At 39.5% G+C, this 23845-nt stretch carries 17 protein-coding genes; 1 reads left to right on the plus strand and 16 read right to left on the minus strand.

The window, feature by feature from the left end; genetic code table 11:
• Nucleotides 1-16 precede the first annotated feature (16 nt).
• The 13 genes from leuB to ELS83_RS11435 form a co-directional block, all read right to left on the minus strand.
• On the minus strand, nt 17-1087 hold the full coding sequence (gene leuB / locus ELS83_RS11375) for a 3-isopropylmalate dehydrogenase (protein WP_171595693.1): 1071 nt from the start codon (nt 1085-1087) through the stop codon (nt 17-19).
• A 63-nt stretch (nt 1088-1150) separates the two neighbouring features.
• The gene (locus ELS83_RS11380) at nt 1151-2719 is read right to left on the minus strand and encodes an alpha-isopropylmalate synthase regulatory domain-containing protein (RefSeq protein WP_171595694.1); all 1569 of its coding nucleotides are present in this window, start codon (nt 2717-2719) and stop codon (nt 1151-1153) included.
• Nucleotides 2720-2840: 121 nt separating this feature from the next.
• Nucleotides 2841-3491 carry a 3-isopropylmalate dehydratase small subunit gene (gene leuD, locus ELS83_RS11385; protein WP_249414443.1) on the minus strand — a complete coding sequence of 217 codons (651 nt, stop codon included), beginning with the start codon at nt 3489-3491 and terminating at the stop codon, nt 2841-2843.
• A 14-nt stretch (nt 3492-3505) separates the two neighbouring features.
• Nucleotides 3506-4906: a 3-isopropylmalate dehydratase large subunit gene (gene leuC / locus ELS83_RS11390; protein WP_171595695.1), complete on the minus strand. Its 1401-nt coding sequence runs from the start codon at nt 4904-4906 to the stop codon at nt 3506-3508.
• 47 nt (nt 4907-4953) lie between these two features.
• A complete protein-coding gene (locus tag ELS83_RS11395) occupies nt 4954-6450 on the minus strand; it encodes a 2-isopropylmalate synthase (RefSeq protein WP_171595696.1) in 1497 nt (498 codons plus the stop codon).
• 507 nt (nt 6451-6957) lie between these two features.
• Nucleotides 6958-8004, minus strand: a complete 1047-nt coding sequence (gene ilvC / locus ELS83_RS11400; RefSeq protein WP_171595697.1) for a ketol-acid reductoisomerase — start codon at nt 8002-8004, stop codon at nt 6958-6960.
• Between the two features lie 71 nt (nt 8005-8075).
• Entirely contained in the window at nt 8076-8591 is a 516-nt protein-coding gene (gene ilvN, locus ELS83_RS11405) for an acetolactate synthase small subunit (protein WP_171595698.1), read from the minus strand.
• 86 nt (nt 8592-8677) lie between these two features.
• Nucleotides 8678-10414: a biosynthetic-type acetolactate synthase large subunit gene (ilvB, locus tag ELS83_RS11410; protein ID WP_171595699.1), complete on the minus strand. Its 1737-nt coding sequence runs from the start codon at nt 10412-10414 to the stop codon at nt 8678-8680.
• A 19-nt stretch (nt 10415-10433) separates the two neighbouring features.
• The gene (gene ilvD / locus ELS83_RS11415; RefSeq protein WP_171595700.1) at nt 10434-12269 is read right to left on the minus strand and encodes a dihydroxy-acid dehydratase; all 1836 of its coding nucleotides are present in this window, start codon (nt 12267-12269) and stop codon (nt 10434-10436) included.
• A 979-nt stretch (nt 12270-13248) separates the two neighbouring features.
• Nucleotides 13249-15426 carry a S9 family peptidase gene (locus ELS83_RS11420; protein WP_171595701.1) on the minus strand — a complete coding sequence of 726 codons (2178 nt, stop codon included), beginning with the start codon at nt 15424-15426 and terminating at the stop codon, nt 13249-13251.
• 455 nt (nt 15427-15881) lie between these two features.
• Entirely contained in the window at nt 15882-16391 is a 510-nt protein-coding gene (locus tag ELS83_RS11425; RefSeq protein ID WP_171595702.1) for a flavodoxin, read from the minus strand.
• Between the two features lie 17 nt (nt 16392-16408).
• Nucleotides 16409-18499: an alpha-ketoacid dehydrogenase subunit alpha/beta gene (locus ELS83_RS11430; protein WP_249414444.1), complete on the minus strand. Its 2091-nt coding sequence runs from the start codon at nt 18497-18499 to the stop codon at nt 16409-16411.
• A gap of 2 nt (nt 18500-18501) precedes the next feature.
• Nucleotides 18502-19800, minus strand: a complete 1299-nt coding sequence (locus ELS83_RS11435) for a dihydrolipoamide acetyltransferase family protein (protein ID WP_171595703.1) — start codon at nt 19798-19800, stop codon at nt 18502-18504.
• Between the two features lie 279 nt (nt 19801-20079).
• Here ELS83_RS11435 and ELS83_RS11440 point away from each other — a divergent pair, with 279 nt between their 5' ends.
• On the plus strand, nt 20080-20463 hold the full coding sequence (locus ELS83_RS11440; protein WP_171595704.1) for an SRPBCC domain-containing protein: 384 nt from the start codon (nt 20080-20082) through the stop codon (nt 20461-20463).
• Nucleotides 20464-20553: 90 nt separating this feature from the next.
• Here ELS83_RS11440 and ELS83_RS11445 read toward each other — a convergent pair whose 3' ends face one another.
• The 3 genes from ELS83_RS11445 to ELS83_RS11455 all read right to left on the minus strand — a co-directional run.
• Nucleotides 20554-20760, minus strand: coding sequence for an RNA-binding S4 domain-containing protein (locus tag ELS83_RS11445; protein WP_171595705.1), 207 nt, complete (start codon nt 20758-20760; stop codon nt 20554-20556).
• Between the two features lie 42 nt (nt 20761-20802).
• Nucleotides 20803-22035: a nucleoside recognition domain-containing protein gene (locus tag ELS83_RS11450; RefSeq protein WP_171595706.1), complete on the minus strand. Its 1233-nt coding sequence runs from the start codon at nt 22033-22035 to the stop codon at nt 20803-20805.
• Between the two features lie 30 nt (nt 22036-22065).
• Nucleotides 22066-23845: hypothetical protein (locus ELS83_RS11455; RefSeq protein WP_216616523.1), on the minus strand; the 1780-nt coding region annotated here is incomplete at its 5' end.

Raw genomic sequence — 23845 nt, forward strand, 5'->3', positions numbered from 1 at the left:
AGCCACAGCTTTTTATTTACGCTTTTTCTATATATTCTGCCAACCAATCTCCTACTTCGGATGTTGAGTAAGCTTTCTTTCCGTCGGCAATATCTTCCGTTACCACGCCAGCTTCCAACGATTGGTCAACAGCTTCACGAATCAAGGCTCCTTCTTTCATCATGCCAAATGCATATTCGAACATCATTGCTGCAGAAAGTACAGTTGCACAAGGATTTGCAATATTTTTTCCTGCCGCCTGAGGATAAGATCCATGAATTGGTTCAAACACCGAAGTATGAACCCCTATAGATGCTGATGGTAACATTCCCATTGATCCGGAAATTACACTTGCCTCATCGGTAAGAATATCTCCAAACATGTTTTCAGTAACCATTACATCAAATCGCTTTGGCCAGGTAATAATCTGCATGGCAGCATTATCTACAAACATGTATTCCACTTCGATATCCGGGTAATCGGGAGCTACTTTTTGCCCGATTTCTCTCCATAATCTCGAGGTAGCCAATACATTTGCCTTATCTACAATGGTTAGTTTCTTTCTTCTTTTTCCGGCATATTCAAAACCCAAACGAATAATTCTCTCAATTTCTTCGGCTGTATAAACGCAAGAATCGTAGGCGGTTTGTCCATCCTCACTTCTTCCTTGTGGGCGACCGAAATAAATTCCTCCAGTCAACTCACGGATACACATAAAATCAGCACCATCAACCAATTCTGTTTTCAGTGGCGATTTGTGAATCAAGGATTTAAAAGTATTTACCGGGCGAAGGTTTGCATACAAACCCAGGGTTTTTCTCATTTTTAACAATCCTTGCTCAGGGCGAACCTTGGCCGAAGGATCATTATCAAACTTGGGATGACCGATTGCTCCAAAAAGAACTGCATCTGAGTTCATACACAATTCATGAGTTTCAGCAGGATAAGGATCTCCCACCTGATCGATTGCCGTTGCACCAACCAAAGCTTCGGTATATTCAAACTTGTGCCCAAATTTCTTTGTAATTGCATTGCAAACTTTTTTTGCCTGTTCTACAATTTCTGGTCCTATACCATCTCCGGCTAATACTGCTATTTTATAAGTCATTGTTTTGTTAGATTTAAGAAATCAGATGAGACTTGAATTGTAACTGTCATCATCTATTTGTGTTTATTTATTGTTGTTCACTGATAAGGGTTCACTATAACTGCTATTTTGCTGCTCCATAAGGTTCAACATTCTCGCTGTTGCTTTAATGGCAGCTTCAACCTGGTCTGGATCCAATCCCCTGGTCTTAAACTCCTTTCCTTTAAAATCCCAGGTAATTAAAGTTTCTACCAAAGCATCGGTTTTACCTCCAGGCGGAATTCTAACGAAATAATCTTTCAAAACGGGACGCTCTTTTCCCAACTTCTCGTATACACTCCAAATGGCGTTCATAAAAGCATCGTATTGTCCATCTCCCGAGGCCGTTCCCTCGTGCATTTGCCCATTAACTTCGATGTTAACAGAAGCAAAAGGTCTCATTCCCTTCGATAAGGACAATGAATAATGCTTGATGAGAATTGGCATCTCTTCCATGCTTTGATTTAAAACATCAGAAACAATGTAAGGAAGATCTTCTGTGGTAACTGTTTCCTTCTTATCGCCAAGCTCTATCACCTTCTGAGTCACCTTTTTCATGGTTTCCTCTTCCAGGGTCATTCCTAATTCTTCCAGGTTTTTCTTGATATTTGCCTTGCCCGATGTTTTCCCTAAAGCATACTTTCGTTCACGACCAAATCGTTCTGGCATTAAACGGTTAAAGTACAAGTCGTCTTTTGAATCACCATCGGCATGAACTCCACAGGTTTGCGTAAATACATTCTCGCCTACCAATGGTTTATTGGCCGGAATTCGAACCCCCGAGAAGGTCTCCACGATTCTACTTACCGTATTGATTTTCTCTTCATTTACATTGATTTTTCGAGCCAGATGATCTTTAATCACTCCAACCACTGAGGCCAATGGAGCATTTCCTGCTCTCTCTCCCAAGCCATTTACTGTGGTATGAATTCCGTTTACACCTGCCAATACAGATGAATATACATTGGCCAATGCCAAATCGTAATCGTTATGGGCATGAAAATCAAAATGTAGTTTTGGATATCTTTCACGACAAGCATAGCAAAAATCAAATGCCTGAACCTGGTTCATTACTCCCAAAGTATCAGGCAACATAAACCTTTGAATGTTTTCATTCTGCAGTTCATCCAAGAGATACCAAACATAGTCTCTTGAAGTTAACATTCCATTCGACCAATCCTCAAGGTAAAGATTCACCTTTATGCCTAATTTTTCGGCGTAAGCAACCGCGTCCTTCACATCCTGAACATGCTGTCCCGGCGTTTTTCGCAACTGCCCCTGAAGGTGCTTTAACGACCCTTTCGATAAAAGATTCACGACACGTGCACCACTTTTATAAATCCAATCCAGCGAAGCTCTCCCATCAATAAATCCAAGTACCTCGATTTTATCAATCATACCATTTTCATCGGCCCATTTGGTAATTTTCTTTACCGCCTGAAATTCTCCTTCTGATACTCTCGCGGAAGCAACTTCCAATCGATCTACTTTAACGGATTGCAACAAGAGTTTGGCAACACCCAACTTTTCATTGGCATTGAAACTCACTCCCGAAGTCTGCTCACCATCCCTGAGGGTGGTGTCCATTATTTCTAAGCTACGCAGTTCGTTCATTCTTGTGTTATTTTGTGAATGAGTTAATTTGTGAATTCGAAAAAAAACATCATTGTTATTTGCAACTGACCCTAAACTAATTAGCTAATTGACGAAGTCACAAAATCACAATTTTGCAAATTTACTCCTCCTCAAATTCTTCTATATTTTCTTTTTTATTTAAGAGGTAATCGATGTCATCAAATCCATTCAACAAGCAGTTTTTCTTGTAAGGATTAATTTCAAATTCCTCTTTCACTCCATTCAGTGATATGCTTTGTTCTTCAAGGTTAACAAGCAATTTCTGATTGTTATCTTCTTCAACTGCAGCAAAAACTTTGCTTAAAAACTCTGGAGATACAACCACTGGTAGCACACCATTATTTAAGGCATTGTTTCTAAAAATATCTGCAAAGAAACTGCTGACAACCACCTTAAATCCATAATCGTGTACAGCCCATGCAGCATGTTCTCTTGAGGAACCACTTCCGAAATTTTTTCCGGCTACTAAAATTTGTCCAGAATATTTCGGATTGTTCAGAACGAAATCCTTGTTTTCCGATCCATCTGCAGCATACCTCCAGTCTCTAAATAAGTTCTCTCCAAAACCTTCACGACTTGTTGCTTTTAGGAATCGTGCAGGAATAATCTGGTCTGTATCTACATTTTCGATAGGAAGAGGTACATAACCCGACTCTAAAACGGTAAATTTATCTATTGGCATTTTTTCATCTTTTAAGCAATTAGCGAACTGATCGTAATAGTTTCCAAGATCATCTTCAGCTAATAGCATTTGTACATTCTTTATTAAAACAAGTCTCTTGGATCTGTAATTACACCAGTAACAGCTGCTGCTGCCGCGGTTAACGGACTGGCTAAAAGTGTTCTTGATCCCGGACCTTGTCTTCCCTCAAAATTTCTGTTCGAAGTAGAAACACTATATTTTCCAGCAGGAATTTTATCATCATTCATTGCCAGGCATGCCGAACATCCAGGCTGACGCAATTCAAAACCTGCTTTTTCCAATACTTCTACCAATCCTTCTTCCTGGGCTTGTTTTTCTACCTGCTTTGAACCTGGTACAATCCATGCCGTTACAGAATCGGCTTTTTTCTTGCCTTTAACAACAGAGGCCAACATTCTTAAATCTTCGATTCTACCATTGGTACAACTGCCTACAAAAACATAGTCTACTTTCTTGCCCAACAATTGATCTCCCAGGCCAAAGCCCATGTATTCCAATGACTTTTTGAATGTTGGAAGTTCTGAAGCTTCCACTTCTTCAGCAGTTGGGATACTTCCCGAAATTCCTGTCCCCATTCCCGGATTCGTACCATAGGTCAGCATAGGTTCAATCTCCTCTGCCTTAAAAGTGTATTCTTTATCGAAAACTGCTCCCTCATCGCTTTTTAATTCTTTCCATTTGGCAACAGCTTTATCCCATTCTTCACCTTTGGGTGCAAACTCACGGCCTTTTACATATTCGAAAGTAGTATCGTCTGGAGCTATCATTCCTCCACGAGCTCCCATTTCGATGCTCATGTTGCACACAGTCATCCTACCTTCCATACTCAAGTTGCGAACTGCCGATCCTGCATACTCCACAAAATACCCGGTTGCTCCACCTGTTCCCAGTTGAGAAATCACGTAAAGTGTTAGGTCTTTTGCTGTAACTCCTTTTTGCAATTCTCCATCAACAGTAATTCGCATTTTTTTAGGTTTTGGCTGAAGAATACACTGAGTAGCCAAGACCATTTCAACTTCCGAAGTTCCAATCCCAAAAGCAACGGCTCCAAAAGCTCCATGAGTAGAGGTATGACTATCGCCACAAACCATTGTCATGCCAGGTTGTGTATGTCCAAGTTCAGGGCCCACAACATGTACAATCCCATTTTTAGGGTGGTTCAGACCATAAAGTGTAATATCATTCTTCTCACAATTTGCACTTAAGGTTTCTACCTGCTTTCTTGATAACTCATCCTGAATGGTCAGGTGCTGATTTTCGGTAGGAATGTTATGATCGGGCGTCGCAACAGTTTTTTCAGGTCGGAAAACTTTAAGGCCACGTGCCTCAAGACCTGCAAATGCCTGCGGACTGGTTACCTCATGTATCAAATGTTTATCGATATACAATACACTAGGACCTCCATCGATTTTCTCAACCACATGAGCATCCCATACTTTATCAAATAATGTTTTTGGTTCCATTTTTATTAAGATATTGGCAATATTCTTTATTTTTTTCTATTCAATTTCTAGTAAACCACTTTCGATAGCGCATCTACCAAGGCTTCAACCGAAGCAGTAATAATATCAACATTGGCTCCAAATCCGTAAACCACTTTTCCATTGTGTTCCAACTGAACATGAACTTTTCCAAGGTCATCGCTTCCACGTGTTAATGCCTGTACAAGGAATTCTCCCAATGTGAATTTTTGTTTGATCAGTTTCTTTACTGCGTTGAAACAGGCATCGATCGGACCATTTCCTTCGGCTGTTGCAGCACAACTTTCACCTTTTATTTTAAGATGAACTGTTGCCATTGGTATGGTCGATTTACCTGATACTACCTGTAACAATTCCAACTCTACAGTTTTGTCAAGATTCTCTTTTTCTCCCATCAACTCGGCAAGATCTTTCTCGCTTAAGTTCTTACGCTGATCAGCCATAACCAGGAATCTAGAATAAGCGTCATCCAACTCCTCTTTCGACAAGTTATAACCCATCTGTTCCAGGTGATGATTCAATGCTGCACGACCACTACGCGCTGTCAATACGATAGCCGATTCCTGAATTCCAACTTCAACCGGATCAATAATTTCGTAGTTCTCCCTGTTTTTCAATACTCCATCCTGGTGGATTCCAGAAGAGTGCGCAAAAGCGTTACGACCTACAATAGCCTTGTTGGCCTGTACCGGCATGTTCATTAATGATGATACCAGGCGACTGGCTCCATAAATCTCTTTTGTATTGATATCGGTATGCAATGGCAAATCATGATGAGTTTTTACAGCCATTACAACCTCTTCCAAAGAAGTGTTCCCTGCGCGCTCTCCAATACCATTAATGGTAACCTCAACCTGGCGAGCTCCGTTAATTACGCCGCTAAGAGAATTGGCTGTTGCCATCCCCAAATCGTTATGACAGTGAGTAGAAAGAACTGCTTTGTGCACATTGGAAACATTTTCCATTAGGTATTTGATTTTTGCACCATATTCAGCTGGCAAACAGTAACCGGTTGTATCAGGAATATTAATTACAGTTGCTCCTGCAGCAATTACAGCTTCTACAACTCTTGCCAAATATGCATTGTCCGATCGGCCTGCATCCTCTGCATAAAACTCAACATCCTCCACATAACGTTTTGCATATTTTACAGCTCGAACTGCTCGTTCTAAAATTTCTTCAGGATTCGAATTTAATTTTGACTTGATATGATATGGTGAAGTTCCAATTCCGGTATGGATTCTTCCTCGCTTTGCAAATTTGAGTGCTTCGGCAGCAACATCTATGTCTTTTTCAACCGCACGTGTCAATGCACAAATGGTTGGATTACTTACTGCTTTAGCGATCTCGACGACCGATTGAAAATCCCCTGGACTTGAAACCGGAAAGCCAGCTTCAATTACATCAACACCTAAGGCCTCAAGTGTTTTTGCCACTTCAATCTTTTCAATAGTATTCAATTGGCAGCCTGGCACTTGTTCACCATCGCGCAATGTTGTGTCGAAAATAAATAACTTGTCACTCATTTTTTCGTGTTTTGATAACTTGGTTAATTGTTAGTTTTTGTTGTAAAAAAAAAGTTCCTCCATTTTGGAAGAACTTTGCATTATGATCATTCTATCTTTCTCAGATTATAACACAGTCTTCCTATTCGATCTTCTAATAATAATGAGATCAAGAATGAGAATTAAACCAATAATTAATGAACTTGCGTACATCATGATTTGAGTCTGTGTTACTATTTTAGTCTGATTTTTAAATCCTGAACAAACGTAAAAACTAATGTCAACGAGAAAAAACAATTTATCTCAACAAGCTACGATATTCAAAGCAATTCAAATGTTTTTTTTCTACCACCTACAAGTCCACATCCTACTCATTTACTTGTAATTAAACACATTTTCAACGAATCAAAATATGGGATCTTCAAGCCATTTCGAACTTGAGTTTTGAGTGATCATGTGAATGAGAAAACTTGAAAAGCAACACATTTTCAACTCCCATTCACACAATTACTACTTTACCTAACTACACTAGCTATTTTCCGGGCGAAGCTTACGAACCGCTGTTCCAGCTTGCCACATTTCGCTTTCGCGAAGTTCCTTCAATTCTTCTTCCAACTTTACACGATAGTTTTCCTCGCTATTCGAGTCTATCGAACGCTGTGCCTCGTTTCCTGCAGATACTTCATTATAAAGCTTTTCGAAAACTGGCTTGGTAGCATCACGGAACGGTTTCCACCAATCCAATGCTCCACGCTGCGCTGTGGTTGATGTATTTGCATACATCCAATCCATTCCGTTTTCGGCTACCAAAGGCATCAAACTCTGAGTCAATTCCTCAACGGTTTCGTTAAAAGCCTCCGATGGTGAGTGTCCATTTGCACGAAGCACTTCATACTGTGCTGCAAAAATTCCCTGTATACATCCCATCAATGTTCCACGCTCGCCTGTTAGGTCTGAATATACCTCTCTCTTAAAGGTAGTTTCGAACAAATATCCTGAGCCTACACCAATCCCCAAGGCTACTACTCTGTCAAAAGCTTTTCCTGTAGCATCCTGGAAAATTGCGTACGATGAGTTCAAACCTCTTCCTTCCAGGAACATTCTTCTCAAGCTGGTTCCCGAACCTTTAGGGGCAACCAAAATTACATCAACATCGGCCGGAGGAACAATTCCTGTGCGTTCTTTATATGTGATCCCAAATCCGTGCGAGAAATACAAAGCTTTCCCTGGAGTCAAATATTTTTTCACTGTTGGCCATACTGCAATCTGCCCTGCATCCGAAAGCAAATATTGAATGATTGTTGCCTTCTCCAAAGCTTCTTCAATTTCGAAAAGCGTTTCTCCTGGTACCCAACCATCAGCAACGGCCTTATCCCAGGTCTTCGATTCTTTACGCTGACCAATAATTACATTAAAACCGTTATCCTTTAGGTTTAACGATTGACCTGGTCCTTGTACACCATAACCAATAATTGCAATGGTTTCTTCTTTTAATACTTCGCGAGCTTTTTCCAATGGAAATTCCTCACGAGTTACAACTTGTTCTTCTACGCCGCCAAAATTAATTGTTGCCATTTTTAAATTTTTTTATTCTGGTTAAATAATATTAGATATTCTATCAATTGCAGAGGTTTAGCCCTGCTTGTTTAGTGTGATAATTCTTTCAAATAACTTGTAAATTCTTTTTTCTGACAGGAAACAGCTACTCGTCCCGATCTTGCAAACTGCAGTACTCCGTATTGTTCCAACTCGTTGAACAGTTCCTGATTTTCTGCTTTGTAACCAACTCTTTCGATCACCAAAAAATCCGGATTTACTGTAAGTATCTTTGCATTCTGTCTTCGAATTAAAGCTTCAAGGTTTCCATTCAATTTGGGAGAGTTGGCAATTTTAAAAAGTGCTACTTCCTGGTGAACGATATCATCGGCTTCAAAATAAAGCGCCTTAAATACGCCGATAATTTTTTCAAGCTGGCGAACCACGTTCTCAATCTTCTTTTCTTCAGAGAAGACTACAATGGTATATCTCGAAACACCTTTTACTTCAGATTCTGAAACCGTTAAACTTTCGATATTTATTTTTCGTCGCGAGAAAACTATCGTTACCTCATTCAACAATCCTATATTGTTTTCGGAAAAAACCGTTATTGTATATTCTTTCATTTCAATTAGATTTTGAGATTTTACCTCTGAGATGGTTTGGAATACCTATTTTATCTCATTCATCATTAATAATTAATCATTGAAAATTATTCAAGTCTCATGTCAGAAACTGCTGCCCCAGGAGCAATCATTGGCAATACATTGCTTTCTGTTTCAACAACAACTTCAAGGAAATATGCGCCAGGAAAATCCAGCATCTCCTGAATCGCATCTTGCAATTCTTCACGCTTACTAACCCTTCTGGCTTTAATTCCATATCCTTCAACAATCTTTACAAAATCCGGATTGTCCATTTCCGTGTAAGAGAATCTTTGTTCAAAAAACAGATCCTGCCACTGACGAACCATTCCAAGGAAAGAGTTGTTCAATACAATCGATTTTACAGGCAACTTGTATTGACGAATTACCGCTAGTTCCTGTATGGTCATCTGAAATCCACCATCACCAGATACCGAAACTACCGTTGCATTTGGATCTGCAATTTGGGCTCCAATTGCCGCTGGCATTCCAAATCCCATGGTTCCCAAACCTCCCGAAGTAACCTGTGTATTCGGATTTTTGAATTTGTAATACCTGGCACTTGTCATTTGGTGCTGACCTACATCGGTACACAGAATGGCTTCTCCATTGGTTTTTTCCGATAAGCTGTCGATTACCTCGGCCATATTGATTCGCTCACGACTCGAATGGGTCTGCTTTTCAATTACTTTATCAAATTCCAATTGATAATAATCTTTAAAAGTTTGCATCCATTCTTCCCTGTAATCACCGTTTACTTTGGTATTCAATGCATGTAATGCTTGTTTGGCATCGGCCAATACAGGTACATCAACAGTAATATTCTTATTGTGCTCCGATCGATCGATATCGATATGAATAATTTTTGCCTGTTTGGCATATTTTGAGGTATCACCTGTTACACGATCATCGAAACGCATTCCAACTGCAATCAACACATCACATTCATTGGTATTCATGTTCGGACCATAATTTCCGTGCATTCCAAGCATTCCAACATACAATGGATGATCGGTAGGGAAAGCCGACAAGCCCAACAATGTACAGGCTACTGGTATTTGAGTCTTCTCCACAAATTCCATAAACTCCTGCTCGGCACCCGACAATAGAATTCCCTGTCCAGCCAAAATCAAAGGCTTCTTTGCAGCATTGATCAATTCAGCTGCCGCTGATATTTCATCCATATTCAACTTGGGTACAGGTTGATAAGATCTAAGTCCCTTACATCTTTCGTATTTGTACTCGGCTTTTTGCACCTGGGCATCTTTTGTAATGTCGATCAAAACTGGTCCCGGACGACCTGTACGTGCAATGTAAAATGCCTTTGCAATTACTTCTGCTACTTCTTCCACTTTCGTGATTTGGAAGTTCCACTTGGTAACTGGCATCGAAAGACCAACCATATTGGTTTCCTGAAAAGCATCTGTTCCCAATAATCCACTTGGCACCTGACCTGTAATTACAACCATTGGTGTAGAATCCAAATATGCATCGGCAAGGCCTGTCAGCAAGTTGGTTGCTCCCGGACCCGAAGTTGTGAAGCAAACACCTGGTTTCTTTGTAATTCTGGCATATGCCTGGGCACTATGGGTTGCACCTTGCTCATGACGTGACATATAGTGTTTCAATTCTTTCTGATAATCGTACAATGCATCGTACACTGGCATGATTGCTCCGCCGATATATCCAAACATGGTATCAACACCTTCCTGAATTAAACTTCGAACCAATATTTCTGCACCCGATAAGATTTCGGTGGTCTTATTCATCTCTTTGATATTTTCGGTTTTTGTTGCTGTTTCCATCTTGTTAAGTTTTTGCATGCTACAATTGACGTATTGCTCCTTTATCTGCCGAGGAGACTAATTTTGCATAAGCCTGGAGGGCTTTCGAGACGACTCGACCTCTTCCTCTTGGTGTATATGCTTTTGTTCCAAAACTCTCCTCTTCGGCTCTTCTTTTTTGAAGTTCTTCCTCCGAAATGCAGACATTAATACTTCTGTTTGGAATACTAATTTCGATTGGGTCGCCATCCTGAATCAGTGCAATTGCACCTCCAGCGCCTGCTTCTGGCGAGACATGTCCGATCGACAAACCTGAGGTTCCCCCTGAAAATCTTCCATCTGTAATTAGTGCACATTTGGCTCCCAGTCCCATCGATTTCAGGTAGGAAGTTGGGTAAAGCATTTCCTGCATTCCCGGTCCTCCCGATGGTCCTTCATAACGAATTACCACTACATCGCCAGCATTGACTTTTTTGGTGAGGATGGCTTCACAAGCATCTCGCTGCGATTGATAAACCTTTGCAGTTCCTTTGAAGTTAAATACCTCTTCGGCTACTCCTGCAGTCTTCACCACACAACCATCAGGAGCTATATTTCCAAACAAAACTGCCAATCCTCCATCCTGTGTATAAGCATTCTCCATACTTCTGATGCAGCCATTTTCCCTGTCATCATCCAAATCGGGGTAAACTTCGTTTTGAGAAGCAAAACTTAGATTTCTTCCGCGTCTTCCCGGACTTGAATAATAGGTTGACAAGGCTTTATCGCTAACTGAATTCGATTTTAGATTGTACTCGTCCAATGCCGCCTTTAAATTTGGATAGTCAACTCGTCCAACGCTGGTATTCAGTAAACCGCCATCAGCCAGTTCGCCAAGAATACTCATAATTCCACCGGCACGATTCACATCTTCGATGTAGTACTTGTCGGAATTTGGTGCCACTTTACACAGGTTGGGCGTTTTTCGCGACAATTCATCCATGTCTTTCATCGTGAATTCTACTCCTGCCTCGCTGGCAATGGCTAGCAGGTGAAGAACCGTATTGGTCGATCCTCCCATGGCAATATCCAAAGTCATTGCATTTTTGAAAGCTTCGAAACTTGCAACCGATCTTGGCAATACGCTCGCATCTCCATCGCGGTAGTATGCATTGGTGATCTTTACGATACATTCCGCAGCATCCATAAACAAGCGTTTGCGATTTGCATGGGTGGCCAGGACCGTTCCATTTCCAGGCAGTGCCAATCCTAATGCCTCGTTCAGGCAATTCATCGAATTGGCCGTAAACATGCCGGAACATGAACCGCATGTAGGACAAGCTGATTCCTCAATCTCCTGCAAACGTTCATCGCTCACACTCTCGTCGCCCGCTTTCACCATAGCATCTACCAAATCGAGTTTTTCTCCTTTCGATTCTCCGGCTTCCATTGGTCCTCCCGATACAAAAACCGTTGGGATATTTAGCCTCATGGCGGCCATCATCATTCCTGGTGTAATTTTATCGCAATTCGAAATACAAATCATCGCATCTACCTTGTGTGCATTACACACATATTCAACGCTATCGGCTATCACCTCTCTCGAAGGTAATGAGTACAACATCCCATCATGTCCCATTGCAATTCCATCGTCGATGGCAATGGTATTGAACTCAGCAGCAAAGCAACCCGATTTCTCAATTTCCTGCTTTACCATCTGTCCAACATCCTTTAAATGAACGTGTCCCGGAACAAATTGCGTAAAAGAATTTACCACAGCAATTACAGGTTTGCCAAACATTTCCTCTTTCATTCCGTTGGCACGCCAAAGACTCCTGGCTCCTGCCATTCTTCGCCCCTGTGTGGTTTGCTTACTGCGTAACTGATTTTTATACATTCGGTTAATAGTTTACTTCGTTTATCCTTATTTCGTGTTTGTTTTCATTTTTCAATTCTTTCCTGATTTTTTCAGATCAAAAAAAAGCGCCCTTCCGTTTGGGAAGGGCGCTCATAAATTCGTTTTAATCCGAAGTTATTGTGTATGCACGTCTTCCCTGATCCTCATTTTAATAATGACGATAGAAATAATAATGACGATAATGACTACGTTAAATGATAACATACAATAACCTGATCAAAAAAAAGCCCCTTCGTTTGAAGAGGCTTTAGATATTTTGTAAAATTTTATTCCGTTTACTAAAACATGCGAAGCCTCGTTCCGTGTCCAAGAAGGACGCGAATAATGACGTTAATAATAATGACATTGCTTAAAGGCATGTTGTTCAATTTTTAATTTGTTTTTAATTTTGTCAACGAACATTTACAATCTCTCTTTCGATCTGATTACGTTGACAAATCTATGTGACAAATGTATGTGAAAAAATCTTTTTTTTCCAAATCCTACGATTTTCAATTGTGTTTTTCAAGAAACATATCTTCTAAATAACAAGCACAACACTCTGTATTACAGGGTATTTTATTTTTAAAGATTTTTCTGAAAAATGTAAGTCCCAGTTCTCATTTTCAGGTAAAAAGATATTTTATGCAAAGCTTTGCATCGATCAAAATCGATATCATTTACATCCAAAATTGATTCATGATCTACTAAAGTATAAAAAAGAGCTCCCCAGCGAGAGCTCAAACAACAACAATAACCTAAACTAATGAATTCATCTGATTTCAATATTCAGACATAAGTACATTACAAATATCTGGAATGCCATTGCCTTTTATGTTCTCTTAGTATGAAGTGTGTATTAAATTTAGCTTGCCTTTTGAATTAAAAAATAAAAGAGGTGCAATAAATTGCACCTCTTTCCCCCACTTATCTGATCTACCAACAGATTCCTTATTGGTAACTGATAATTCTAAATTGTTTAAAGGTTAGCCTTTAAAAAGTCTACCATTTTGGTAAACAAGTGCAACCTGGTTTGTCCTCCGTATATTCCATGATTACGGTTGGTATACAAGTGCATCTCAAATTTTTTGTTGTGTTGAACCAAGACTTCGGCCAATTCCAAGGTATTCTGAACGTGAACATTATCATCCGAAGTTCCATGTATCAGCAAAAATTTCCCTTTCAATTGATCTGCAAAATTGATAGGCGCATAATTGTCATATCCTTCCGGATTTTCCTGTGGTGTGCGCAGGTAACGTTCCGAATAGATGCTATCGTAATAACGATATGTGGTTACAGGTGCAACTGCAATTCCTGCCGCAAATACATCTGCTCCGCGAAACATACATAGCGATGACATCTGTCCTCCAAAACTCCAGCCATATACACCAATTTTATCGGCTGCAATAAATGTTTGTGTGGCCATATATTTTCCCGTCTCAATCAGGTCGATTGCCTCAAGGTTTTGGATTTGCATGTAAGTACATTTTTTAAATGCCTCACCTCGCCCACCAGTTCCGCGATTGTCAACCACCACAACAATAAAACCTTCCTGTGCCAAATATTCCAACCAATCGAACTGATAACGATCCAATACTTTCTGAGATCCTGGCCCGCCATAAAAATGCAGCAAAGCAGGATATTCCTTTGTCTCGTCAAAGTTAACAGGTTTCATCATCCAAGCGTTCAATCTTACTCCTTCCGAAGTTTCGAAAGAGAAGAATTCGCGCTTTGGAATTTCGTATTCCTGTAATTTCTGGCTCAAATCCTTATTGTCTTCCAATATTCGAATTTGTTTGCCTTTAGAGTTGTGCAAGCTAACAATAGTCGGTACTCCATTGGCAGAAAAGTAATTGATAAAATATTTGAATCCTTTGCTAAAATTTGCTGCATTGCTTCCAGCTTTACTGGTCAATTTCTGAGTCTTTTTACCTTTGATACCGACCGAATAAATTTCTCTTTGAAGGGGATTAAGAGCCGCTGCCTGATAATAGAATAATTTCTTTTCTTCGTCGAAACCAAGATACTTGCTCACCTCCCACTTTCCTTTTGTAACCTGGCGAACCAACTCACCTTTCATATCATACAAATAGATATGGTTAAAACCTGATTTTTCACTTGTAAGTATAAAGTGTTTGTTGTCTTTTAAGAAGGTTAAATCATCGTTTACATCAACCCAGGCTTTGTTCTTTTCTTCATATAAAAGGTGTGTTTTGCCTGTTTCCGCATTCGCCAATAGCAGTTCGTAATGATTCTGGTGGCGATTCATTCTCACCACACTTAATACCTCAGGGTCTTGTGTCCATTTAATTCTTGGAATGTATTGATCTGTTTCCTCTCCTACATCGATGGTAGAAGTTTTTTTACTCTCCAAATCATATACATGAACACTTACAATTGAGTTATCTTCTCCTGCTTTTGGATACTTGAAAGTATAATTTTCAGGATACAAGGCATTTTCGCGTTTTTCTGGATTCATGCCTTTATAAACAGTCATATTAAACTGCTTTACCCGGCTTTCATCGAATCGCATGTAGGCAATGCGTTTGCCATCAGGCGACCATTGATAAGCCTGCCAAAAAGAAAATTCTTCTTCATAAACCCAATCGGGAGCACCATTAATGATATGATTGTATTTTCCGTCGAAGGTGAACTGTGTTTCTTCACCGCTTTTCAAATCTTTTACAAACAAGTTGTTCTTTCTAAAGAAGCAAACCATATCGCCGGATGGCGAAAAATCGGCCAATTGCAATCTGCCATCTGACAATTTTTCAAGTGTCTTTTTATCTCTGTCGTACACAAAAAATTCTGCAGAAAAAGAATGACGATAAATGTTCTGTCGCTTGGTGGTCAAAAGAATCTTTCTTTCATCGGCAGAGAATTGATAACCATCAATCTGTTTCAATTGATGGCTTCCCATATCCGATAAGTTAAAAATGCTTTGTTCAAATTCTCCCGTAGCGTAAGCGTATTGTTCTATTTTTGTGGCCTTCTTTAAAACGGTATAGCTTTCTCCACTGTTCATCGAACGCAATCCGTAAACCGATTTTGCCCGAAATGTTCCCTTGTTGGTGATATCTTCAAGGGTAAAACTTTTTTGTGCCTGAACACATGTTGCACACAAAAAAGCAATGAAAAGGATTGTTAGTTTTTTCATTGTTGATTCATTTTAAAATAGTGCTTCTCTCCCAAATGATGCTAGGAGCCGACACTAAATTACTTCCAGTAAGTTTCTGATTGATTATGTTTTTTATCTGCCACGACAGGCAAATTAGTGACCTCTGATTGAGATCCTAAACTTGCACTGAATCAACAAATCCAGCATTCATAAAGACCCTTGTAAGATCTGTTTTGTCGTATGAGTTTACTCTCTTGCATAAGTACGGTAAAGCTAGGAATTTTCCTCATTCAAAATTCTATACTTGTTTGTCTTCGTATCGATTTATAATGATTCTAATTAGCTTGTCGAATTTATGAAAATGCTTTCGCATTTAAACCACACAACAACATGGTACAATTTGTTTTTTTAATGCCCTGTTTTCTACAGCCATAAGGCATATAAAAAAGAGACACAATTAGATGTGTCTCTTCATTATCATTGGATTGTGTTGCCTAATTGAATTCTGTTTTTAATTGTTCAACCCAATCTTTAATTCTGTCATCGGTTAATGCAGCCTGGTTTTCAATATCCAAAGGTAAACCAAGGAATTTGTTATCGCGAAGAGCCGCCGAACGTTCAAAAGTGAATCCTTCTGTTGAAGTTAATCCAATCACTTTGGCGCCTCTTTCTTCGAGAGCCCTGGCAAGAATGCCAATCGCATCTACAAAATTCTCAGGATAACCAACCTGATCTCCCAGGCCAAACAGTGCAACCGTTTTGCCTTTCAATTTCAGGTCTTCAATGGCTGGCATAAACTCATCCCAGTAATTTGGTAATTCTCCATCGAACCATGTTGGAACTCCCAAAACCATATTGTCATAGCTCAGGAAAGTTTCTTCATCTATCTCTTCAACATTTACATTTTCTACCTCGGCAGAATCGTTAAATGCCTTTTTTATTTTTTCAGCATTCTTAGCTGTTTTGTTTGTATTGAAACTATAGAATAATCCTATCTTCTTCATCTGTTTCAGTATTTGTATTAATAATCCAACAGGTCTTTGGCTGCTGCATAAATCTTATCGTTGTTAGGAAGAATGGCTCTTTCCAAAATTCTGTTGAAGCCCACAGGTGTAAAGGTTGAACCCACACGTTTTACTGGTGCATCTAACTTTTCGAAAGCTTCTTCTGTAATCATGGCTGAAATTTCGGCCCCAAAACCAGAGAATACCTTGTCTTCGTGAACAACAAGTACCTTATTTGTTTTCTCTACCGATTTTAATACCGTTTCCTTGTCAAGTGGAATCAATGAACGCAAGTCGATTACTTCTACCTGTTTTCCGGTTTCCTCTGCCAATTTATCGGCCACCTCAACACACATATGCGTTGTATTTCCGTAGGTAATCACCGTTAGGTCAGCACCTTCTCTACGTACACGTGCCTTTCCAAAAGGAACTTCGAAATCATCTGGTACCGGAGCGGCAGCTTTCGGATCGTTATACAAAGCCTTAGGCTCCATGAACACAGTCATCCCTTTCGAACGCATACTTGTTCTGATTAATCCTGCAGCATCATCGGCGTAAGAAGGATAAACAATTCTAACTCCAGGCAAGGTAGTTAGTGCACCTTCGATATTTTGTGAGTGGTACAATCCTCCACCAATGTAACCCCCCGAAGCCAAACGTACTGTAATGTTTGGAGAGAACTGACCTTTTGATCTCCAGTAATCGTGAGTAGTATCAACGAACTGCTCCATTGCCGGCCAGAAATAATCAGCAAACTCGGCTCCTTCAACAACAATTCTGATTTTATCGTTGAAACGGCTCATTCCATTGGCTGTTCCCATGATAAAATCTTCGGCAATTGGAGCATTAAAAACTCTCTCTTTACCAAACTCTTGCTGCATTCCTTTCGAAACGTTGAAGATTCCTCCTTTGTCTTTATTGGCGATATCCTGTCCCCAAATATAGGTGTCAGGATTGTGACGGAACTCTGCTTTTAAAGTTTCGTTCAAACCTTCAATCAGCTTCTTCTCATTTCCTGTATAATCATGTAATCCTTCCGGATATTTTTCAGAAACATAAGCTTCAGGCAGAACAAAATCGTAAATAGATGCAGGATCAGGATCTGGAGCAGTCAAACCTGCTTTGTGAGCCTTTTTTACCTCTAACTTCACTTCAGCTTCGATGGCCTGAAGTTCTTCTTCGGTAAATCGCTTGTAGCGAACCAACATGCGGCGGTACTTTGCCAGTGGATCGTATTCTTTCACGTAATTCAACTCAGCATTGTCGCGATACAATTCATGGCGATCGGAGTTGGAATGTGATCCCATTCTAACACAGTTTGCCTGAACAATTACCGGAATTGAGTTTGCCATTGCATACTCTTTTGCTTCTAGCATTGCATTCATGGAATCGAATACATCTTTACCATTACAATGAATGATTTTCAAGTATTTTAAACCTCGGAAATTATCGGCCACCTTACGATTTGCCGTTTGATCTTTCTTTGGTACTGAAATTCCGTATCCGTTATCCTGGAATACAAAAACTACGGGCAATTGTTCATTGGTAGCTCCGTTTATCGCCTCATAAACATATCCTTCCGATACTGAAGATTCTCCCTGCGAACTGAATACAACACCTTCGTGTTTGTATTTCTTCATTGCACGACCAACACCAACTGCATGCAGCGTATGATTTCCTGTACAAGAAGAAACATTGTGAATGTTCCATTCTGGTTTGGCAAAGTGATTCGACATGTGTCGTCCACCTCCAGCAACATCTGTATCTTTCGAAATTCCGTTATAGATTACCTCTTCGGCTGTTAAGCCTGCCGAAATAGAGGTAAGCATATCTCTATAGTAAGGGAATAGATGATCTGTTTCCTTATCGAACACCTGCCCAATAGCCAGCTGAATTCCATCATGCCCTGCATAAGGCGCGTGGTAAGACCAACCAATTGCTTGCTTTAAATAGTTCGGTGCTTTCTCATCTAATGCTCTACCAAGAGTCATTAAATGATACCAACGACCCAACAATTCCTTGGAAGTGTTCTTAATATTAAATTTTTTCGTCTCGGTCATTTCATTATTGTTTTCTTTCTCAACTGAAGTAAGTTCTAATGCTTCCATAATTAAATAGATCTATTGATATCAAATTCTTCAAGGTAGTCTGCTATTTTTCTTAAGAATGCTCCTCCAAGCGCTCCATCTACAACTCTATGATCGTAAGACAGGGATAGGAACATTTTTTGTCGTGCAACGATTACATCGCCTGCCGGAGTTTCCATAACAGCCGGTTTTTTCTCAATGGTTCCAACTGCAAGAATGGCTACCTGTGGCTGGTTAATAATTGGTGTACCCATTACATTTTTAAATGATCCAAAATTGGAGATTGTAAAGGTTCCACCCTGAATATCGTCGGGATTCAACTTGTTAGTTCTTGCATCATCAGCCAGTTTATTCATATCGTTTGCCAGGCCAATTAAGTTTTTGTGATCGGCATTTTTCACTACTGGTACAATGAGGTTATTGCTTGGCAATGCTACCGCAACTCCAATATTAATATCCTTTTTCAAGATGATATTGTAACCATCAACCGAAGCATTAATTCCAGGGAATTCGCGTAGAGATTTTGCAACGGCTTCGATGATAATTGGCATGAAGGTAAGTTTGGTTTTCTCTTTCTTATAGAATTCATCCTTTACCTTATTTCTCCAGTTTACCATATCGGTTACATCGGCTTCTACCATTGCAGTAACGTGAGGAGAAGTTTGTTTCGACATTACCATATGGTCGGCAATGATTCTTCTCATGCGATCCATTTCCACAATCTGATCCTGTGCACCAATAGACATTGAAACAGTTGGCTTTTCTATCTCTTGTTTTGCTGGTTGAGGTGAACTTGCAGCAGCTTTCTCAACAGGAGCAACTACCGATCCATTTCTTTGCGACAGGTAATTTAATACATCTTGCTTTTGAACTCTACCATCTTTTCCATGTCCTTGAATTGAATCCAGTTCCTGAACTGATATATTTTCATTTCTGGCAATGCTTTTCACCAATGGTGAATAGAATCGACCACTTTGCGATGTAAAATCTTCAACCACTTCTGCTACCACAGGTTCCTCAACAAGTACTTCCTGTTTAGTACTTTGTTCTGCTACCGGACTCTCTTCCGCATCATCTGCGTCGCCCATAGCAATAACAGCAACAACTTCTCCAACAGGAACCAAATCGTCCTCTTTGAATCGGATCTCAACAATCTTTCCTTCTACCGGAGAGGGTATTTCCGAATCAACTTTGTCTGTTGCAATTTCAAAAAGCACATCATCTTCTTCAACCTGATCGTTTAGTTTCACGAACATCTTTGTGATAGTAGCCTCTTGCACACTCTCACCCATTTTGGGCATTAGAATTTCAAAGCTAGACATATAACTTATCGTTTAATATTTATACTCATATTTAAATGTATCGATACAAATATATCATTTTATTCTTATTTAGACTTGTTTAATATTGAATATTTTGTAATCTCGACATTGCAATTTTTTATCAGCATATAGATTTTAAAAATTCCTAATACTTTTAAAATCTGACAAGTCCAGTTTTTACGGGAAATACCAGACTTTAAAGTCTTCTATAATTAATTACAAATAACTAAAGGAATTGTTAGCATTTTGACTTAATTTTGCAGCACAAATCAGAATCTCATGAAAGAATTTACCTATCAGTTTACGATTAGCGCTAGTCAGGAAGAAGTTTACAATGCCTTAACCAATTCATTTCAAATTGAACTATGGACCGGTTATCCAGCTACCATGGATGATAAAGTTGGAACCATTTTTTCTTTGTGGGAAGGTGATATTTCGGGTTGCAACCTGGAAATGGTGAAGGACTATAAAATTGTTCAGGAGTGGTTTTTTGGTGAGACTGAGCATCCGTCTATCGTTACAATGCTATTGAAAAAGGCAGGAAAAGACACTCGAATTGAATTGACTCACACCAACATTCCTGCTGATGCCTACGATGAAATTGTAGAAGGCTGGAAAGAGTACTATTTGGATTCGGTAAAGAATTTTCTGGAATTCTATTAATGTTTTTTTGCTCTAATCGTATTTTAAGGGCAAAGAAAAAGCGCAGGAATGAATCAATTCCTGCGCTTTTTTTATGTTGGTTTATAAGTATTATTCTACAATAATTACCTCATCGAATATTTCGATTTTATCGCCTGGTCGGATCTTGGCTCTTTTCCTGGTTTCTACTTCACCATTGCGAAGAACAATTCCATCTTCCACAAAAATTTTCGCTTGAGCTCCACTCTCGCTTAGGCTAGTCGCTTTTAGCAGCTTAATTAACTCAATGTATTCGGTATCTAATTTAAATGTGATCATGTTTTCAATTTTTTGAGCAACAAAAGTAAGTCAAATCAAATTCTAATGAAAGAATAAATAGGCAATAAAAATAGCAGCTATAATTCCGGCAAAATCGGCAATTAAACCACAGGTTACTGCATAACGCGTGTTCTTAATTCCAACAGCACCAAAGTACACTGCAATTATATAAAAGGTTGTATCGGTTGCTCCCTGAAGGGTCGAGGCCAATCTTCCCACAAAGCTATCTGCTCCATGTGTGGTCATAGCATCTACCATCATACCACGGGCTCCACTGCCACTTAAAGGTTTCATCATGGCTGTTGGCAAGGCTTCAACAAAATCCGGGTCAACCGATAGGAAGAGGCAAAGTCTTCTCATACCTTCCACAAAAAGATCCATAGTTCCGGAGGCTCTAAATACACCGATGGCCACCAAAATGGCTATCAGATAAGGAATAATTTTAACGGCAATATTAAATCCTTCTTTTGCTCCATCAATAAAGCTCTCATAAACATTCACCCTGTTTTTGGCTGCCAAAAGAATAAAAGAAATAATGATCCCAAAAAGAAAAACATTACTTACCACGGTAGAAATACTTGTAATCTGCTCCTTTTCCAAGCTTGAAAAGTAAGCTATAATTCCAATAATAATTGCTGTTAACCCACCCAAATATGCCAGTATGGTTCTGTCCCATAGTTTAATTTTCTGAACGATCGACACACTAATTAAGCCGGCAATGGTAGAGAAATAAGTAGCCAGGAGAATTGGTATAAAAATATCGGATGGATTTGCAGCTCCCAACTGGGCGCGATACACCATGATGGAAATTGGAATAATCGTTAATCCCGATGTATTCAAAACCAGGAACATGATTTGAGCATTGGAAGCCTTATCCTTGGTTGGATTGGCTTCCTGCATTTCCTTCATGGCCTTTAAACCAAGCGGTGTAGCTGCATTATCAAGCCCGAGCATATTGGCAGCAAGGTTCATCATAATTGACCCATGAGCAGGGTGACTTTTAGGCAATTCAGGGAAAAGCTTGTTAAAGAAAGGTCCGATCAGTTTGGAAAAAACCTTTACAATTCCCCCCTTCTCTCCAATCTTCATAATCCCCAACCACAGGGTTAGTACTCCGGTTAAACCCAAAGAGATATCGAAACCTGTTTTGGCCATACTAAAGGTGGAATCAATCATAGCGGGGAATACATCCATGTCTCCCCAAAAAATCAATTTGATCAATCCAACAACAAAAGCAATTAGAAAGAAGAAAATAAATAGGTAGTTTAATGCCATATGGTGTTCTTAATAGAATGAATTACAAAATTACTTTTTAGTCTGCTTAGATTGAATCATTTTTAGTTTTTCTTTCGGATAATCTTCGCCTGGTTTCACCTGTAGTGCCTTTTTGTAATAAAATCTCGCCACAGTCAGGTTTCCTTTATCGAAGGCAGCATCTGCCTTTTCAATCAATTCACGGTACTCTTTATCTGCCTTTTCGTTCTTCTTTGATTGTAACAGGTCATCAATCTTTTTCAACTGATTTTTAGGATATTTCTCCTTGGCATTCAAACTTATCGCCTTATTGTAATAAAACTTGGCCACAGCGTATTGCTTTGCAGATAACTCCTTATCTCCCCTGGCAATTAATTGTTTGTACTCTTCAGACAGTTCTGAAATTTTTCCTTCACGAATTAGCTTATCAATTTCCTTCAATTGTTTCTTCGGATATTCTCTTTCAAACATTCTCAGGGCTCTCTCATACATCACTTTCGATACAGTAAATTGAGAGGATTGAAATGCCTTGTCGGCTTTTTGAATTAAATCGGCATATTCTTTTTCCTTGATAATGGAAAGTTTCTTCTCAAAGTTTGTTGGATTCGAGGCAATGGCTTCCTGTTCCGCATTTTTCAGTGCCTGCAATCTTTTCTTTATTTCATCGAGCTGATCTTTTGGATATTGCTCTTTTGGCTTGATTTCCAAAGCAGCCTTATAATGGTGTCTGGCAACACTGAATTGCTCCTTTTTAAAGAATTCTTCAGCTTTTTCCAGCTCTTCGCTATATCGTAAATTCAACTCTTGTTCTTTTCTGTCGGCAATTGCTTTTCGTTCTAAAATCACTTCAATTCTTTTGATCTGATTTTTTGGATACGATTGTTTTGGCATTACATCCGATGCCTCCTGGTATTTTAGTAAGGCAAAATCGTATTCCTCATTGCCGAACTGCTTGTCTGCAATCTCAATTAACCTTTCGTACTCTCGTTTTTTGGCCGATTTCTCGTTCTCTATTCTTGCCATTTCGGCCAATATCGCTTCAATTTCATCAATCTTACTTTGCGGATATTGTTCTTCCGGCTTCAACTCCAGTGCCGCATGATAATCTCTGGCTGAGGCATTCCATTTCTCCTCTTCAAAATACTCATCTGCAGATTGAATCAGCTTCAAATATTTCGTCTCATTTGCCTGTTGCTGAGCCAGAAGTTTGGCTTGCTCTTCAGCCTTTCTTTTTTGTTCTGCCAGCAGATCCGAAATTTTCTTCAATTGCTCCCTTGGATATCGTTCTGCAGGTTTCATATTAAGGGCATCTTTATAAGATTCACGCGCCAAACTGAATTCCTGATTTTCAAACTGTGCATCTGCTGTAGTAATTACAGAAGCATACTTGTCATCCAGCAATTTTTGTTCGGCTGCAAGACGAGCTGCTTCTTCAGCATCACGTTTCTGCTTTGCCAGTAAATTATCAATCTTTACAATCTGATTTTTCGGATACTGCTCCTCTGATTTCAAACTCAATGCCTCGGTGTAGCTTGTCTTTGAAGATGCGTAATCAGCAGATTCGAATTGTGAATCAGCTCTTGCAATTAATGACGCATACCTGTCATCCAATGCTTTTTTCTCAGCTGCCAACCTAGCTGCYTCATCGGCCTGGCGTTGCTGTTCTGCTAGCAAATCATYWATYTTTGCAATCTGACTTTTCGGATATTGTTCKTCWGYTTTCAAGTTCAATGCCTCGGTATAGCTTGTCTTTGCAGATGCGTAATCAGCAGATTCGAATTGTGAATCAGCTCTTGCAATTAATGACGCATACCTGTCATCCAATGCTTTT

The organism is Marinifilum caeruleilacunae (assembly GCF_013141825.1).
Lineage (GTDB): Bacteria > Bacteroidota > Bacteroidia > Bacteroidales > Marinifilaceae > Marinifilum > Marinifilum caeruleilacunae.

Coding starts and splice junctions, on each gene's coding strand:
- leuB (WP_171595693.1), bottom strand. CDS start 1,087: ATGACTTATAAAATAGCAGTATTAGCCGGAGATGGTATAGGACCAGAA.
- ELS83_RS11380 (WP_171595694.1), bottom strand. CDS start 2,719: ATGAACGAACTGCGTAGCTTAGAAATAATGGACACCACCCTCAGGGAT.
- leuD (WP_249414443.1), bottom strand. CDS start 3,491: ATGCTATTAGCTGAAGATGATCTTGGAAACTATTACGATCAGTTCGCT.
- leuC (WP_171595695.1), bottom strand. CDS start 4,906: ATGGAACCAAAAACATTATTTGATAAAGTATGGGATGCTCATGTGGTT.
- ELS83_RS11395 (WP_171595696.1), bottom strand. CDS start 6,450: ATGAGTGACAAGTTATTTATTTTCGACACAACATTGCGCGATGGTGAA.
- ilvC (WP_171595697.1), bottom strand. CDS start 8,004: ATGGCAACAATTAATTTTGGCGGCGTAGAAGAACAAGTTGTAACTCGT.
- ilvN (WP_171595698.1), bottom strand. CDS start 8,591: ATGAAAGAATATACAATAACGGTTTTTTCCGAAAACAATATAGGATTG.
- ilvB (WP_171595699.1), bottom strand. CDS start 10,414: ATGGAAACAGCAACAAAAACCGAAAATATCAAAGAGATGAATAAGACC.
- ilvD (WP_171595700.1), bottom strand. CDS start 12,269: ATGTATAAAAATCAGTTACGCAGTAAGCAAACCACACAGGGGCGAAGA.
- ELS83_RS11420 (WP_171595701.1), bottom strand. CDS start 15,426: ATGAAAAAACTAACAATCCTTTTCATTGCTTTTTTGTGTGCAACATGT.
- ELS83_RS11425 (WP_171595702.1), bottom strand. CDS start 16,391: ATGAAGAAGATAGGATTATTCTATAGTTTCAATACAAACAAAACAGCT.
- ELS83_RS11430 (WP_249414444.1), bottom strand. CDS start 18,499: ATGGAAGCATTAGAACTTACTTCAGTTGAGAAAGAAAACAATAATGAA.
- ELS83_RS11435 (WP_171595703.1), bottom strand. CDS start 19,800: ATGTCTAGCTTTGAAATTCTAATGCCCAAAATGGGTGAGAGTGTGCAA.
- ELS83_RS11440 (WP_171595704.1), top strand. CDS start 20,080: ATGAAAGAATTTACCTATCAGTTTACGATTAGCGCTAGTCAGGAAGAA.
- ELS83_RS11445 (WP_171595705.1), bottom strand. CDS start 20,760: ATGATCACATTTAAATTAGATACCGAATACATTGAGTTAATTAAGCTG.
- ELS83_RS11450 (WP_171595706.1), bottom strand. CDS start 22,035: ATGGCATTAAACTACCTATTTATTTTCTTCTTTCTAATTGCTTTTGTT.